The sequence below is a fragment of the Staphylococcus sp. MB377 genome (assembly GCF_001922505.1).
Lineage (GTDB): Bacteria > Bacillota > Bacilli > Staphylococcales > Staphylococcaceae > Staphylococcus > Staphylococcus haemolyticus.
This window is the reverse complement of the sequence record NZ_MAON01000002.1, coordinates 14951-31564: the sequence shown is the minus strand read 5'-3', so window position 1 is coordinate 31564 and position 16614 is coordinate 14951. Positions and strand designations below refer to the sequence as shown.

At 31.3% G+C, this 16614-nt stretch carries 14 protein-coding genes and 1 pseudogene; 2 read left to right on the top strand and 13 right to left on the bottom strand.

Going from position 1 to position 16614, the window contains the following annotated elements; genetic code table 11:
- The first annotated feature begins 91 nt into the window (after positions 1-91).
- Positions 92-433, top strand: coding sequence for a hypothetical protein (locus tag BB045_RS00510; protein ID WP_070581391.1), 342 nt, complete (start codon positions 92-94; stop codon positions 431-433).
- Positions 434-522: 89 nt separating this feature from the next.
- Here BB045_RS00510 and BB045_RS00505 read toward each other — a convergent pair.
- The 12 genes and pseudogenes from BB045_RS00505 to BB045_RS00450 all read right to left on the bottom strand — a co-directional run bounded on the left by BB045_RS00505 (position 523) and on the right by BB045_RS00450 (position 13895).
- Positions 523-1541, bottom strand: a pseudogene (locus BB045_RS00505) (siderophore ABC transporter substrate-binding protein).
- Between the two features lie 88 nt (positions 1542-1629).
- Complete coding sequence (locus BB045_RS00500) at positions 1630-2376, bottom strand: HAD-IIB family hydrolase (protein ID WP_305954504.1); 747 nt, start codon at positions 2374-2376, stop codon at positions 1630-1632.
- An 842-nt stretch (positions 2377-3218) separates the two neighbouring features.
- Positions 3219-4478: an aminoacyltransferase gene (locus BB045_RS00495; protein WP_070440030.1), complete on the bottom strand. Its 1260-nt coding sequence runs from the start codon at positions 4476-4478 to the stop codon at positions 3219-3221.
- A 27-nt stretch (positions 4479-4505) separates the two neighbouring features.
- A complete protein-coding gene (locus tag BB045_RS00490; protein ID WP_070440031.1) occupies positions 4506-5759 on the bottom strand; it encodes an aminoacyltransferase in 1254 nt (417 codons plus the stop codon).
- A gap of 272 nt (positions 5760-6031) precedes the next feature.
- Positions 6032-6763, bottom strand: a complete 732-nt coding sequence (gene trpA, locus BB045_RS00485; protein ID WP_075140382.1) for a tryptophan synthase subunit alpha — start codon at positions 6761-6763, stop codon at positions 6032-6034.
- Positions 6756-7967: a tryptophan synthase subunit beta gene (trpB, locus tag BB045_RS00480; RefSeq protein WP_070440035.1), complete on the bottom strand. Its 1212-nt coding sequence runs from the start codon at positions 7965-7967 to the stop codon at positions 6756-6758. Before trpB ends, trpA begins: the two co-directional genes overlap by 8 nt.
- Before the next feature lies 1 nt (position 7968).
- On the bottom strand, positions 7969-8595 hold the full coding sequence (locus BB045_RS00475) for a phosphoribosylanthranilate isomerase (RefSeq protein WP_075140381.1): 627 nt from the start codon (positions 8593-8595) through the stop codon (positions 7969-7971).
- On the bottom strand, positions 8592-9374 hold the full coding sequence (gene trpC / locus BB045_RS00470) for an indole-3-glycerol phosphate synthase TrpC (RefSeq protein ID WP_075140380.1): 783 nt from the start codon (positions 9372-9374) through the stop codon (positions 8592-8594). Before trpC ends, BB045_RS00475 begins: the two co-directional genes overlap by 4 nt.
- A complete protein-coding gene (gene trpD, locus BB045_RS00465) occupies positions 9358-10374 on the bottom strand; it encodes an anthranilate phosphoribosyltransferase (RefSeq protein ID WP_070485392.1) in 1017 nt (338 codons plus the stop codon). The genes trpC and trpD overlap by 17 nt, the downstream gene beginning before the upstream one ends.
- Positions 10349-10948 (bottom strand): anthranilate synthase component II, encoded by a 600-nt coding sequence (locus BB045_RS00460; RefSeq protein WP_075140379.1) that lies wholly within the window; start codon positions 10946-10948, stop codon positions 10349-10351. Before BB045_RS00460 ends, trpD begins: the two co-directional genes overlap by 26 nt.
- Positions 10945-12354: an anthranilate synthase component I gene (locus BB045_RS00455; RefSeq protein ID WP_075140378.1), complete on the bottom strand. Its 1410-nt coding sequence runs from the start codon at positions 12352-12354 to the stop codon at positions 10945-10947. The genes BB045_RS00460 and BB045_RS00455 overlap by 4 nt, the downstream gene beginning before the upstream one ends.
- 503 nt (positions 12355-12857) lie before the next feature.
- Positions 12858-13895, bottom strand: coding sequence for a M42 family metallopeptidase (locus tag BB045_RS00450; RefSeq protein ID WP_070485391.1), 1038 nt, complete (start codon positions 13893-13895; stop codon positions 12858-12860).
- Positions 13896-14047: 152 nt separating this feature from the next.
- Between BB045_RS00450 and BB045_RS00445 the strand changes: the two genes are divergently transcribed.
- Positions 14048-15139, top strand: a complete 1092-nt coding sequence (locus BB045_RS00445; protein WP_070485389.1) for a prephenate dehydrogenase — start codon at positions 14048-14050, stop codon at positions 15137-15139.
- A gap of 73 nt (positions 15140-15212) precedes the next feature.
- Here the strand turns inward: BB045_RS00445 and BB045_RS00440 are convergent, their stop codons facing one another.
- Entirely contained in the window at positions 15213-16475 is a 1263-nt protein-coding gene (locus BB045_RS00440) for a Y-family DNA polymerase (protein ID WP_075140377.1), read from the bottom strand.
- Positions 16476-16614 lie beyond the last annotated feature (139 nt).

The window sequence follows — 16614 nt, the reverse complement described above, 5'->3', positions numbered from 1 at the left end:
GAGTTATGCTTATAGGCAAAGGGGTATAATTTAATTTCATATTATTGTATAGTATTTAAAAGAAAGATTTTTATTATGATAGGAGATATACATGACTATTTTTGATATGCCCAACTATTTATGGATTACAATAGTTGCAACGATAATTTTAACTGTCTTCTGTGCTTTAGTACTTAAGAAATGGTTTGTATCCGCAGTAATTACATTTGTTGCGTTAGCTATCTTAGCATTTTTTATTCCTAATTTTTATGATATCTCATTTCAACCATTACTAGGATATGCTGCTTTTCTAGCCATTATCAGTTTAATTATCAGCTTTTTATTATGGTATTTCACTAGAAATTGGCGTCGTGAACGTAAAAAGAAACAACTAGAAAAAGAAATTCGTAAATATGAAGATGATGACGAAACAATCCGTCGTCGTAGAAGATAATAAAAAAGCGTTTGAAACATATATGCATACTTGCATATTAAAATGTTTCAAACGCTTTTTTCTAAAGTAAGGGGATTAAAAGCATTTCACTAATTATTTTTAAAAGCTTTTTCAATTTTGTCTAATTGCTCAATGGTAGTTTCAATTCCACCCTCAGAAAAATACCATGCGTTAGATTCAAATTGATATACTTGTTTGTTCTTAATAACTTTTAAAATTTTTATAAGGTCGTTATTTAATGCAGAAGGTAACGACTTATCATTTCCTTTTTGAGTACGATCAATTACAAATAGTTTATCTGGGTTTACTTTGTTTAAATACTCATAAGTAATAGAATTCCCAGCAGAATTGGCTTTCATGGCTGTGTCAGCATGTTTTAATCCTAAATCTTTATTTAAGAACCCTCCGAAACGACCAGTAGGTCCAAATGCTTTAACACCTTTATCATCCACATTTAAAAACAAGACCGTATCGTCATTAATAACTTTTTAGTTTCAGCAACTTTTTTACTTAGTTTCTCATTAAGCATTTTAGCTTTGTTTTGTTGTTTGAATATTTTCCCAAACAATGTCGTATTTTCTTTAATGGAATCAATATAACGATCATTATCAAGACTTACAAATAATATTTTAGCGTTAGGGTCAGCTTTTTTTATTTCATCTAGCGTTTTAGTATGTGCTTGTCTAAATGATGTGAAGATAACTTCGGGTTTAGCTTTAGCTAAATTATCATAATTAGGTTGTCCAGGGTTACCTAAATTAGTATACTTATCATTTTAAAATTCTGAAAGGGAAGAAGGTAAGAAAGTAGCACCTTTACCTTTCGCAATTGCCACAATCCTATCTTCCAATCCCATCTGTTTCATAATTTCTAATGCACTATAATCTATTACAGCCACTCTATCTGGATTTACTGGTACCTTAACTTTCTCAGTTTTCATTTTTCCTTTAGTATGTGTATTATTCTTATCTTTAAACTCATATGTATTCTCAACTGTAATCGTATCCTTTAAAGATGACGACGATTTAGAAGTTGAATCCTTACCGCACGCAGATAATAATAAAACTATTGTGAAAAGTATAGCTATAAATTTAAATGAATTTTTCATAATTAACCTCCTATGAAATTATTATATTTGCAATTGATAATCATTTTCGATAAGAAGTTGTTTATATTTCATTATAAATGTAGCTATTTTAGTAATGTTTGCTTAATTCATCTAAAGATACACATAGCGCTTCCGTATTTGCATAAATACAACGGATATTTTTATTATTTTTTAAAATAGATGCATCCATTGATTCATTATTTACAAAATAACCAACTTTAGCATGTTGCAACATTTCAATATCATTATGATCGTTACCGAATGCAACATACGTAGGATATTTACCGAGTATATGCTCAATAGCAGTAAATTTATTAATATATTTAGCTGTAATATCAATATTAAGTTCATTTGAATGATTAATTAGTGAAAGACTAGGTGCATTGGTAGCTATATATGTTACAACTTCGTCAAAGCCTTTTTCATCTATGTTCAATAAAATCGTCTTAATAGGTGAAGTAATCTCATTAATAGTTAATTTTTGTGCTAATAGTTGAGGATCTAGGCGTTGATAAATTGTATTTGTAGCATCAACACGTGCTGCATAATTCCATTCATCATCAACAATGTAATTCAAGTTATATTGATTAATGACATGTTTTATCACATTAAATGTTTCAAACTGATTAGTTGCAAGTGTATTTATACGACCATTAATAGAGATAATGGAACCATTACCACCAATAAGTGCAAATTTATGAAATTTATTAGGTAGTACAGGTAATAAATCACGAATTGGTCTAGCTGAAGCAAAAATAATTTTATGTCTTATATTATGTAAACTAAAAAGTTGGTCGGTAATTTTACAGTCAATTTGACGACCATCAAAGCAAATTGTTCAATCAATATCCAACACGATATTGATATATTTCCTTTATATATTAGTATATTTAGAGTTAAGCATAAATAACTATATATAACCAGATATTTAAATGAATTGTTGCTGAATAGATAGTAAATGTATATATAAAATCAGACATAGTAGGTAGCAAGATAGGTCCCCTGAGTTACTATTTATAACTTCCTATAATATATATTATGTAAACTAAAATGGAGCACAAATAATTATCTACATAAAACCTTTAAATTAATACGCTGTCAAGACGATTTTTGAACATGTTTTATTATTGTTACGTATGATTGATTGTTATCTTACAATATTTAGCTTAAATAATTTGTTCATTCTAAGCTAATTAATTTAATACTTAAAAATACACATGGTTATATAAATGTGTTTAATCTTTGTCAAAGCTAATTGTTAACTAATTAAGTACTACAACAGTTATTAATATCATCTACATAAAGCGAGTCATCGAGAACTCTTATTATATAGACTTAAGTAAATGTAATAATCTCAATTTTAGATATTAGGTTTAGTTATTACATTTGAATGAATCGTAACTTTTTCGTATTAATCTTGGTATCTATTTATATAAATTGTTAGTCTTAACTAAATTTGCTAAAGAATAATAATGTAAATATTTTAAATTTAGCAAAATAAATTTGTTTTGTAATATTATTGCTAAAAATCAGACGTGTGGTAATATTAAATTGTAGGGGGCAACATGAAAATCAACTTAGAATTTACCTACACTGTATTGTAACTTGTCTCTATCACGAGTTACGATAAAAAAAGGCTGTGACATCCACCATGTCACAGCCTTTAATAACATCAATTTATTTTTTTACTTTTTTGCGAATTGTATTAAGTGTATTAAACAACCAATATTTAACCTTGTTTATAGGTTTATAGAAGTCCCCGATTAGCTCTTCAATGTAAACATTAAATCCTCTTTTAAAGCGATAAACACCATAATCTTCACTGTTCTCTGTAAAATCACCAGATAAACCATAAAAATTATATCGATCATATCCATGTTCGAAGCAATAGTTCATCATATGCCAATGCATCATATATGGTCCCATATAATTATTATATTTTTCAGATGAACCTCCAGAGAAGTAATTCACTTCATATGAATTTGCAAAGAAAATTCCTGATGCCAAATTCAAGATTTGGCCATCTGTCTGACGTAATTCGCTTGCTTGTAAGAGTTCTTTTTTATCGTGTTCAATTTGCTTATCTAATTCTGCAATTTTTCTAAGTTGTTTATCATTTTTATTTTCTTTTGCCATCATTTGATCACGACGGTTTTCTTTATCATTTAAAGCGTCTTGCAATGATTTTATGTATTCATCTAAATCAATATATGCGAGTGGAACAAGCACTTTATCTCCATAAGTATCAAAGAAGTTATAGAAATATTCGTCTGTTTTTGATACGAAACCTGTTCTTGCTTCTGTTTCACGGTATAAATCTAAGAATATATGAAACTCATCTCTACCAAGGAATCTTACTTTCACCCCGTAGTTTATCGCTTTATTAATATTTCTTTTACGTTGGCTATCAAATTGTTTTCTTAATGATGCAGGTGTTTCACCTTTTAGAAAGCTAACACCCATCCATCTTGCTTGACTTGATGTGTCATATTTAGTAGTGAATCCATGGTGTTCATATCCATGTGATTTAAATAAATTAACTACAGCATCATTTTTCTCTCTATCTTCAAGTGGATTAATATCTTTATCATAAATTTGATAAATCCAATATGGATCAATTTTAACGTATAAGCATTGGTGTTGATGTAAATACTTTTCTAATTCACGTAAATAAAAATCAACTAAGCCTAAATCAGAATAATCCATTACTGGGCCTCGATTTGAGTAATATACATAGCTTCCCATGGTCGGAATTTTAGAGAAAAGACTAGCAGCTAGTACTTTATTGCTTTCATCTTTTACACCTAGTAACACTACTTCAAAGCCATCATTTTCACGTGTTTGAATATTCTCTTTCATTTGGAAGTAATGGCTTTCTAATGATGGGTTTTGTACAAAGTTTTCGAATTCTTTAACTGTTAACTCTGTAAATTTCATATTCGTCTATTCCCCTCTTAATTAAATCTATTTTTTAATCTTTTTGAGTGTCTTATACACTGAATACATAGGTTTGTTAATAGGTTTCACAAAGTCTCCAACATACTCAATTACGTCTGCATTGAAACCTTTTTTAAATTTAATGACTCCAACATCTTCAGCGTCTTCACTGAAATCACCGCTAATACCATAGAAATTGTATCTATCAATACCATGATCAATTGCATAGTTAATCATTGTCCATTGAACAGCATAACTGCCTGCAAAATGTCTATATTTATTAGAAGTTCCACCTGCATAATAAACAACTTCAAATGGATTAATAAAGAAGAAACCTGCTGAAATTGGTAATTCATTACCATGTTTGGCTTGTAATTTTTTAGCCTCGTCTAATTTTTGTTGATTGGCATCTAATTGTTTTTCAAGATTTTCTTTTTTATTAAATGCCTTTTTATTGTCTGGTCGTTTTTTAATATCTTTTAAAGCTTTATTAACATCTTTATTTAAAGTTTCACGTTCATTTTGTAATTCTTCGATGTACTCATCAAACTTAATATAAGCTAGCGGTACAAGCACGCGATCTTTGAAATGTCTATAACGGTTATAATAGAAACTATCATCTCTATCTTGGAATTCTTTCGTTTCGGTTGTATCTTCCATAAATGAACGGAAGATTGGAAGTTCTTCTTCTGATAAGAACTTAACTTTCACACCATTTTTTTGAACTTTTTTAGTATTACGTTTACGTAGACTATCCATTCCATTTAATATATCTTTAGATGTTTTATTTTTTAAATCTAAAACAGAATGATATCGGATTTGTTTAATCGGATCAAAACCTTTATTAAAGCCTTCATGTTTAAATCCGAGATGCTTCATCTTATCAAAGAACCAATCATTACCAGCATTACCTGTAATTTCACCATCATGATTTAAGTATTGGTATGGTAAATAAGGGTCAACTCGAACATAAAGACAATTATGCTGTTTTAAATACTTTGTTAACTCATTAAAGAAAAAGTGAACAAGCTCTCTATTATCATAATCAATTACAGGTCCTCGGTTAGAATAAAAGTACTTGAAAAATTTCATGACTGGTACTGCTGTCAACATGCAGGCTGCAATGACCTCATTTTCATTGTTTTTTATACCAACTAAGTGAGTTTCTGTTTTATTTGCAACTTTCATCTCATAGTTTTCAGTCATTTGTGTGAAATGACTATATGGCATCTTATCTGTATAATTGCCAAACTCTGCAGCTGTTAAATTTGTAAACTTCATTATTTATTGCTCCTACTTCAAAGAATCTTTATCTACTTTTTAGTTCAAAATTTAAATTATAATTTTCAATAATATCTTTATCTTCAACCAAAAATTTATTTATCCAGTTTCATTAAGTATACAATAGATATTAACAAAACTAAAATACAAACCATTTATTAGTTTGAAATATTTTGCAAAATAAATAAATAGAGATTAAGACATCAAACATCGTCTTAATCTCTAGTGAACTTCCTTTATAAATTACATATCCACCAAGGTACTTCTTATACCTAAAGCGTATCTAGCGTTTCTCTTACTTGTTTTAAATAGTGAATCGTATCCTCGTTATTATCTTGACAAAAGCGTTTTACAATTTCACTACCAATTACTACACCGTCAGCAAAAGTAGCTAAATCCTTTATATGTTCTTTAGTTCTGATGCCAAAACCTGCAACTACAGGTATATCCGTATGTGCTTTTAGATGTTTTAATTTATCTTTTAATTGAGGATGAAACGTTCCATTTTTGCCTGTTGTTGCATTCATAGTTACAGTGTATATAAACCCTTCAGCATGCTTAACGATTTCTTTTATACGGTCATCATTTGCAGTCATTGATATGAGAGATATTACTTTAACATCAAATTTGGATATTTTTTGCTTTAATTTTTGAGTTAATTCGTTAGGCAAATCCGGAATAATTACGCCGTAAACACCTACTTTTTCACATTCTTTAAAGAAAGCTTCTTCTCCATAAGAAACAATGATATTGAAATAAGTCATTAGTACATATTTGCAATTAATTTCATCTTTATTTTTGGATAATTCATTAAAAATGTAATTAATGGTCACGCCTTGCTTGATAGCTCGGTTGCCTGCTTCCATTATTATGGAACCATCAGCTACTGGGTCAGAGAATGGTATACCAATTTCTATTATATCAGCACCATTCTCATCTAAGATTTTCATATTTTTAATAAATGACTTATCCCCCATAATGTATGGAATAAATAATTTAGTCATGTGATTCACCTCTTGTTTGCATATAGTGTCTAATTGTTTCCATATCCTTGTCACCGCGACCTGAAATAGTAACTACTAAAATTTCATCTTTATTCATTTTAGGTGCTATCTTTTCAACATAACTAAGTGCATGTGCACTTTCAATGGCAGGTATGATTCCTTCCATTTTGCTGAAGCGGATGAGCACCTCCATTGCTTCTGTATCAGTGGCACGTTTATATTGCACACGTCCAATATCGTGATAATATGAATGTTCAGGACCTATACCTGGATAATCTAAACCTGCAGATATAGAGTGTGCTAATTCTACTTGTCCATATTCATCTTGAATTAAATACATTTTTGAACCATGAAGTACGCCCGGACGTCCTTTTCCAATTGCAAGTGCATGCTTAGCAGTATCAATCCCTTGTCCTGCAGCCTCTACACCATATAATTTGACCTTATCTTTAATAAAAGGATAAAAAGTCCCTATTGCATTAGACCCTCCGCCTATACATGCAACAACTGCATCTGGTAATCGACCAGTTTTTTGAAGTAATTGTTCTTTAATTTCTTGACCTATAACACTTTGAAAATCTCTGACCATCGTTGGAAAAGGATCAGGTCCTAATGCCGAACCTAGTAAATAGTGTGTATCTGCAACATGACTTACCCAATACTGTAATGCCTTGTTTACCGCATTAGAAAGTGTTCCTTGACCTTCATCCACTGCTTCAACTTTAGCTCCTAATAATTCCATACGAAATACATTAAGCTGTTGACGTTTGATATCTTCTCTTCCCATAAATACGATTAATTCCATATCAAATAACGCAGCTACTGTGGCACTTGCTACACCATGCTGACCCGCGCCCGTTTCAGCAACTAGTTTATTTTTGCCCATACGTTTTGCCAATAAAGCTTGCCCTATCGCATTATTAATTTTATGTGCGCCGGTATGATTCAAATCCTCACGTTTTAAATATATTTGAGCTCCACCCAACGCTTCACTATATGATTTTGCATAAGTCAATGGGGTTTCTCTACCTACATATTCTTTCAAATAATAAGTTAATTCATCTTGAAATGATTGATCTTGTTTAGCCTTCTTATACGCTTGTTTTAATTCAATAATTGCTGGCATTAATGTCTCTGGAACATATTTCCCACCATATTCTCCGAAAAAACCTAATTCATCTGCTTCAGTTTGTATATTATACATATTATAATTCTCCCTTCACTTGTTGTATCACAGTTAACATTTTATTTTTGTCTTTTATACCATCCGTTTCAATGCCGCTTGAAATGTCATAACCTAAATGATTCAACTTCATCATTTCAATTTGTTTTATCTTTTCAACGTCAATACCTCCAGCAATTAAAAACGGTATAGATTGATCTAAGCCCTTAAGCAATGTCCAATCAAAAGATTGTCCAGTCCCACCATATTGCTCTGATGGCGTATCTATAATAAATAAGTCAACATGCTCTTTGAATTGATCGATATCATTTATTATATTTTGAGTAGCTGGTAAAGCTTTAATTATCTTAATATTCTTAAAATTTAAACGACATTGTTTGATAAAATCAATCGTCTCTTCACCATGGAGTTGGATAGCATTAATATTAGTAGCATTAATAATTTTCTTTATTAATTGCAATGTTGGATTAACTAATACGACTAATCTATCTATTTCGTCTGGCAACAATCTTGATAGTTTATTTATTTGCTCAATATCCAAATGTCGTTTACTTTTGGGATAGTGTATAAATCCCACCATGTTTATATTGAGTGGTCGAATGCTTAATGCTTCTACTTTAGTTTTTATACCGCAAAATTTTAAAATCATTGTTTCACCTTTTTTAATTTGAGTGAGGGTATAAAATGTTCTAACTCATTACAATTCATTAAGGCTCCACCAACTAATAAGCCATCGATCCCACTTTTTACTATTTGCTTAACCTCTTGTTGTGAATGAATTCCACTTTCAGATATATATAAATAGTTCTCTTTCTTACACTTAAGTATTTGATTAGTATGTTTAACATCGGTGTTGAATGATTTTAAATCACGATTGTTTACCCCAATGATTTGTGGATTTAATTGATAGGCACGTTGTAATTCAATACCATCATGTACCTCTACTAACACTTCTAGTCCCTTAGAACTTGCATATTGATAGAGTTGTCGTAACTTTTCATCGGTAAGTATATTTACAATGAGTAAAATAATTGAAGCACCTGCTTTTTGTGCAACATCAATTTGAAGCGAATCAATGATGAAATCTTTACATAAAACAGGTAATTGTGTTGTTTCGGATATTTGCTGTAATCTTTCAAAGCTACCACCGAAACAACGTTCGTCTGTTAATACGGAGATCGCATTTGCTCCATAACGTTCATAATCAATTACTTGTTTAATTATATTCGTTTGTTGAAAAGCTTGTACAGATGGACTCTTCGATTTGATTTCAGCAATTAATGTTAAATTGTCATTATTAATTAAAGCATCCGTTAATCGTGATTTATTTTTATGTTTAACCTCTTTCAAATTTTGTAATTTATCATGATAATAGCCGTCTTTTAATAATTGCTCTTTATAATCCACTATTTCACTTAATATCGTCACAGATATCACCTCTCATTCTCATAAATTGTTCCATCGCTCTACCACTATCAATTAAGAACGTAGCTAAACTTATTCCAGATGCTATCGTATCTACTTTTTCAGAAACATATAACGCAAGTGCAGCATTTAACAAAACAACATCCCTTCTACAAGTTTTATCATCTCCACTTATAATATCTAATGTAATCATTTTGTTTTCTCTTGGACTGCCTCCTTCTAAATCTTGATTACTTGCAATCTTTAAACCATAATCTTTAGCATTTACAAAATAATGCGTTATGTCTCCATTTTCATTTAATTCATAAACTTCATTGTCTCCTGAAAGCGTAGCTTCATCCATACCATTTGCTCCATGTAACACTATTGCTCTCCGTCGCCCTAAATCTTTCAATGTTTGTGCTATCATGTACAATCGACTTGGGTCGTACACTCCTAACACTTGATAGGTCAATTTAAATGGATTGATAAGTGGCCCAACTATATTAAAAATAGTCGGTATAGAAATCATTTTTCTAACAGGTTGGATATATTTCATTATTGGATAAGACTCAATTGCACTAATAAATGCCAATCCCTGTTCTTCAATTTGTAATGGGACTTCTGAAACTTTTGTCGTCTTTATTCCCAGTTGATTTAACAAATCAGTACTTCCTGAATGGGATGTTATACTTCTATTTCCGTGTTTAATGACTGGAATACCAGCGCTTGCTACTACAAAAGACACTGTTGTAGAAATATTGAAACTGTTTGACTTATCCCCTCCTGTACCGCATACACACATACTTCCTTCATATGTTGGTTGATTAGGATACATGGTTTGAATTAAACTATTGACGACATAGGTTAATTCTTGTTGTTTAATTTCCTTTTTCGTAAATCGCGTTAATAAGTCGACCTTGTCTTCCACATCAATTTCAGGATTAGTTAGATAGGTTATGAATTGTGTTGTCTCTGATTGCGTTAAAGTTATGTCATTATCCAATTGTTTTAGTAATCCCACTCAAATTCACCCTTTCTTTTACAATACGAATGAAGTTTTTAATAATTTGTGAACCAAACTCAGTAGCAAATGATTCTGGATGATACTGTATACCGAAATGAAGATGTTGTTTGTCCTCGAAGGATTGTATTGAATCTGATGTACTTCCCGTAATGATTAAATTCTTAGGAAAAGATTTTATCTCACTTACAAGTGAATGATATCTCATAATTTTGAATTGGTGCGGTATCGTCAAATAGAGTTCTGACTCGTTTTTAACTTCAAGTGTAGCTACCTTTCCATGCATGACTTTCTCTCCTTGAATAACTTTGCCACCGTAGTAGCACGTTAATGCTTGAGCACCTAAACAAATACCTAAAATTGGTAAAGTATGATATTTATCGATAATTTTTACCAATTCATCGCCATCTAAAGGATGACCAGGACCTGGAGAAATGATTACCCCATCAATTTTCTCTAAATAGTTCAATACATCTTTATCATCTGGATATTTAATAATCACTTCATCAATTTGACTAACTATATCAACCAAGTTATACGTAAACGAATCGTAATTATCTATAATTAATATCATGGTGTTACCTCCAATAAGCTTTTTGCTTTAAGTCGTGTTTCTTCAAGTTCCTTTTCAGGTATAGAATCGTACACAACACCACAGCCTGCCTCGACATTAACAGTGTCGTCATCAATCAACATGGTTCGTATTGCCAATGCAAAATCTAAATTTTGATTACAATTGATATAACCAACGCCACCGCTATATACGCCTCTTTTATATTGATAGGATTCATATATGCGTTGAATAGCTCTTAGTTTAGGTGCTCCCGATACTGTCCCAGTTGGTAAAAGACTTGCTATAGTAGTCATTGGAGATATATCTTTTCTAATTTTTCCTTTTACTTCACTAACGATATGCATGACATGTTCATATCTTTCAATCACCATTAGTTTTGATATTTCAGATGTCCCCGTAATACTTACTCTATGAATATCATTTCTACCTAAATCCACAAGCATACTATGTTCACTTATTTCTTTCTCATCTGTAATTAATTGGTGTGCATTGCGTTCATCTACCTCTGAGGTAGTGCCACGTCTAATCGTTCCTGCAATTGGATTAGTTATTACTTCGCCGTTATGCACTGCTACAAAGCTTTCTGGTGAACTTCCAACTATAATCTCATTTTCCATGTTCATGTAATACATATATGGACTAGGGTTCTTACGTTTTAAATTTTGATAAAGCTGATAACTCAATTGGTTTTTATTTTTTCCGAAATGATGTTGGTAGCTATATATTCTAGAGGGCACAACTTGAAACATATCTCCCTCAGTAATCCGTTGTTTCATTTGAGTAACAATATCGATAAATTGTTTATCAGAAATATTTACTTTTATCTCTGATCTCTTAGGCACCATTTTATTATTCTCTTGGTAAACTTTAATTTGAGACAATGCTTGAATTCTATGCTTCACTCTTAATTTTAATTCTGCATTACTTGCTTTTGAAAATTGATTAGAAGCAATCACGTATAATTCATCCTTGTAATGATCAAATACAAATACATCCTCTATCATGTAGAAAGACACGTCTGATATTGTTTTCATACTCTTAATAGCTACTCGTTTTAAAATTGGAAATTCATGTCGCACTAAATCAAAACCACATGTTCCCATAAAGCTAGAAATAAATGGCAGTTGCTTTAATTTTTCATCATTTATGACACAATCAAATTGATTGATGAATGTTTTTAAATAATTATATGGCTCAGTAGTTATAACTTTATCTTCTTTCAAAGTCTTAATAATTAATTCATTATCATTTAATTTGACGGTGCCATAATAATCGAATGCTACGATAGAGTATCTGCCTTTTAATTGTTGTTGACTTGCGCTTTCAAATATAATTTTATGTTCATTCAACTGTCCTAAAGCTTCAGGTGTTATGTGAGCTTTTAATACTTCATAATAAAATTCCATTTTCTCATCCCTTTCACTAAAAAAACGTCAGCCTCCTTATGTAAAGGACGCTGACGCGCGGTACCACCTTAATTAACGAAATATTCCGATTAATCGAAATATTAAGCGTTCACTCAGTCTTATTGATTTGTCTTTCAACATAAACCCAAATTCATGATAAGGGGTGTTGATTTGCATCTACCATCAACTTTCTGTCACTACCTTACTCACCACTACTTCATTTATGCCTATTTAATTGTACATAAAAACACCACAGCATACGCGCTTTACTCTATAAGGACGCGTTACCGTGGTGCCACCTTAGTTAACAATACTTTGCTCACTCATACTTTATTAAAATTTAAAATTCTAGACCCAATTCGATTAATATGTTGTGCCAATTTACATCACCCATTGGCTTTCTATTTGCTACAAATCATATTATCTACTTCATTCATAGAATTGTTTGATATTTCTTATAATTCAGTATAATACAAAACTCTATTTTATTTGTCAACAATCAATTATAAATTTATTGGCGATAAACAATATGCGTATAAAAGATTTTGAGTTGCATCAATAGACTCAATATGAGTTCTTTCAAGCGCGTGAGATGATTCTATACCAGCACCAAATAAACCATGACGAATGTCTGCACCTGCTTTTAGTGCTGCTGATGCATCAGAGCTATAATAAGGATAAATATCAACTTTATAAGGTATGTCATTAATTTTACATAAATTTATTAAATGTGATTTTAATTCTTTATGATAAGGACCTGATCCATCTTTAGCACAAATCGATACAGTATATTCATCTGAGGTTTGACCATCGCCTAGCGCTCCCATATCAAATGCAATAAACTCTACTATCTTATCGGATATTGATGCATTTGCACCATATCCTATTTCTTCGTTATTAGAAATATAAAACTGAGTCGTATGTGGTAATTGCGTTTCTTCTTGTTTAAGTTTCTCAAGCAGTTCTAGTATCATTGCTACACTTGCTTTATCATCTAAGTGTCTTGATTTAATAAATCCTGATGATGTAATTTCAGTTCTGGGATCAAAACTTACAAAATCTCCCACTTCAATCCCTAAATCTCTTGTCTCTTGATCAGACGTTGTTTTTTCATCGATACGAATTTCCATATGTTCGCCATCTCTAGGTATTTCATGATTATTTCTGTAAACATGGACACTTGTTTCATGCAAACAAATCGTTCCTGTATATACTTGTCCTGAATCAGTTTGTATCTCACAATACTCTCCTTCAATCGCGTTATATGTAAATCCACCTATTAAACTAATAGATAATCGACCATTTTCTTTAATTTCTTTGACCATCGCGCCTAGTGTATCTACATGGGCAGTAATGCATCTTTGTTGTTCATCATTTTCACCTTGTACTTCGATAATTAAGGCACCTTTATTGGTTGTCTTAGTATCATAACCTAACGCTTCAACTTTGTTCTTAACATAATTAATTGCTTCCGTAGCATTACCAGATGGGCTATTAATTTCTGTAAGTTCTTTTATTGTTTTCAATACTTTTTGCGTCATCATTATCTCCCCTTTTTTAAAATAATTATTGATAACATTTTATCGTATTTATAGAACTATCACTATTAATTCATTCATTTTACTATTGTTTATCTGCACACTCTACCTTACAATGTACATATTCTGAAAATTTTGAAATAAGGTGATTCATCATGAAAAATATTTTATTTATAGGACTCGGTTTGATTGGTGGCAGTTTAGCAAGTAATTTAAAATATTATCAACCTAATCTAACAATATCAGCATTCGACGCTGATAAAGATCAACTTGAAAAAGCATTATCAATAGGAATAATTGATAAAAAAATTGAAGACTATAGTGAAGGCGTAAAAAATGCAGATATCATCATTTACGCTACCCCCGTACAACAAACTGAATTATACTTAAAAGAATTACCTAATTATCAAACACAATCTCATTTAATTGTAACTGATACTGGTAGCACTAAATCTAATATTCAAAGCTATGAAAAGTTTCTCTTAAACAACAACATTCATCTTGTAGGTGGCCATCCTATGGCTGGAAGTCATAAATCTGGTGTTCTTAATTCAAAAAAGCATTTATTCGAAAATGCTTATTACATTCTCGTTTATGATGATGCATGTAATGCTGAATCGGCTAAAAAACTACAAACATTGTTATCAACTACATCGGCAAAATTTATAACAACATCGGCACAAGAGCATGATTATGTTACTGGAGTTGTGAGTCATATTCCACATATCATCGCTTCAAGCTTAGTTCATTTGAGTGAAACAAACTCAAAGAACCATACTCTAGTAACACAATTAGCAGCTGGTGGCTTTAGAGATGTCACACGTATAGCTAGTAGTAACGCAGATATGTGGAGAGATATTACGTTTAGTAATCAAGAAAATATATTACACCTATTAGAAATGTTGCAACAACAGTTAGATTCAATTTCATCCCATATTCGTTTAAATGATACTAACGAAGTCCATAATTTCTTTTCAGGTGCTAAAAAGTTTAGGGATCAACTTCCTGTTAAACAACAAGGTGCACTAAGTATTGCGTATGATCTCTATGTAGATATTCCAGATAAATCAGGTATGATTAGCAAAGTAACTTCTATTTTGAGTTTACATAATATTTCTATAAGTAACTTAAAAATCCTTGAAATTCGTGAAGATATTTTAGGTGCTTTACAAATTAGCTTTAAAACTCCTGAAGATCGTGAACGAGGTATTAAGGCGCTCAATGATTTTGAAACATACATTTTATAATAATGTCCTCCTAATACAATGAAATGCGCTCGATTTCTTTTAAATGCTCATTTCATTGATAGAAGGATATATTTTACATTTTATGCCCTGCCATTAAGCCCAAGCGACCATGCTTTGTTCCAGCATCAGTGTAAGATATCGCTTTAGATACGATTCCCTTACCATATTTGTTTTGTAAGTAATCAATGGTTTTAGCTAGCTTTTCATCTCTTCTTCTTTCATATTCGTCTATAAATAAGTTAAGCTGGCGGTCTTCCTCATTAATAAGTTGAGTCAATGATACGCTCAATGTTCGATACAGTGCATTCTTATCACACAATTGATTCGCATAATAATTGACTACTTTATAGATGTCTCTTTCTAAGTTTGTCGCATCTGTTAGTGTATATTGCTTATGAACACCACCGCCTTCTGTATAACCAAATGAAAAGTGAATTGTTCTTGCCAGTTGTTTACGTTCTCTTATTCTACTAGCAACGTCTTCAATTAATTCTTGCATTACAATTTTCGACTCCTCAAACCGATAATCTCTCATCAGTATTTGGCTTTTACATATGGATGGATTAGTAACATTATATTTTTCTCTCAATTTACTTTGATCAATACCATTAGCATGTAAATGCATATCTATCCCTAATACACCAAAATCTCTTTTAAGAAATCTGTATGGATATTGAGCTAAATCTCCAACAGTTACAATCCCTTTCTTATTGAGCTTTGCTTCTGTTTTCTTGTTAATGCCCCAAAAATCACGTAACGGCGTAATTTTCCACATCTTTTGTGGGACATCATGATATCTCCATTCTGTAATACCATTGGATGTATGTTTTGCTTCAATATCCATTGCGACCTTACTTAATAACATGTTTGATCCTATACCAATAGTGCAATATATCCCTGTTTTATCTTCTATTTCCTTTTGTAATCTTTCTGCAAATGATTGTACAGTAGAGTTAAATCGATGATAGCTATCAGTCACATCTAAAAAGAATTCATCTATACTATATTGATGTAAATCTTCTCCCGGTACATATTTAAGCGCAATTTTAGAAATTGCTATTGAAACTTCTAAATATTTTCTCATGCTAGGATTGATAATATAAATATCATTACGATGCGGAATCTCGAATAGTCTTGACCCTGTTTTGATACCGATTTCTTTTAATTTAGGTGTGGCTGCTAAAACAACCGATCCTTGTCTTTTAGTGTCTGCAACTACTGCTAACTTTGTTTCTAGAGGATCCAATCCCTTTTGGATACATGACACACTAGCAAAAAAACTCCTTTGATCGATACATAATATGTCTCTTTCTTCCAATAAATTATAATCATACATGCCAAGATACCTCCCTTAGTCATTTTTATTATATACGAACACTTGTTCTATTTCAATAAAAATAAGAACTAATGTTCTCAATTTTCTTTTGGAGTACTGCCCTAAAACATGCTATACTATGGATGAAATTACTAATTCA

Excerpts from the sequence above, each read along its gene's own strand:
- trpA (WP_075140382.1), bottom strand. The coding sequence starts at position 6,763 with ATGACTAAATTATTTATTCCATACATTATGGGGGATAAGTCATTTATT.
- BB045_RS00510 (WP_070581391.1), top strand. The coding sequence starts at position 92 with ATGACTATTTTTGATATGCCCAACTATTTATGGATTACAATAGTTGCA.
- BB045_RS00495 (WP_070440030.1), bottom strand. The coding sequence starts at position 4,478 with ATGAAATTTACAGAGTTAACAGTTAAAGAATTCGAAAACTTTGTACAA.
- trpB (WP_070440035.1), bottom strand. The coding sequence starts at position 7,967 with ATGTATAATATACAAACTGAAGCAGATGAATTAGGTTTTTTCGGAGAA.
- BB045_RS00475 (WP_075140381.1), bottom strand. The coding sequence starts at position 8,595 with ATGATTTTAAAATTTTGCGGTATAAAAACTAAAGTAGAAGCATTAAGC.
- BB045_RS00440 (WP_075140377.1), bottom strand. The coding sequence starts at position 16,475 with ATGTATGATTATAATTTATTGGAAGAAAGAGACATATTATGTATCGAT.
- BB045_RS00455 (WP_075140378.1), bottom strand. The coding sequence starts at position 12,354 with ATGGAATTTTATTATGAAGTATTAAAAGCTCACATAACACCTGAAGCT.
- BB045_RS00490 (WP_070440031.1), bottom strand. The coding sequence starts at position 5,759 with ATGAAGTTTACAAATTTAACAGCTGCAGAGTTTGGCAATTATACAGAT.
- BB045_RS00460 (WP_075140379.1), bottom strand. The coding sequence starts at position 10,948 with ATGATATTAATTATAGATAATTACGATTCGTTTACGTATAACTTGGTT.
- BB045_RS00450 (WP_070485391.1), bottom strand. The coding sequence starts at position 13,895 with ATGACGCAAAAAGTATTGAAAACAATAAAAGAACTTACAGAAATTAAT.
- BB045_RS00445 (WP_070485389.1), top strand. The coding sequence starts at position 14,048 with ATGAAAAATATTTTATTTATAGGACTCGGTTTGATTGGTGGCAGTTTA.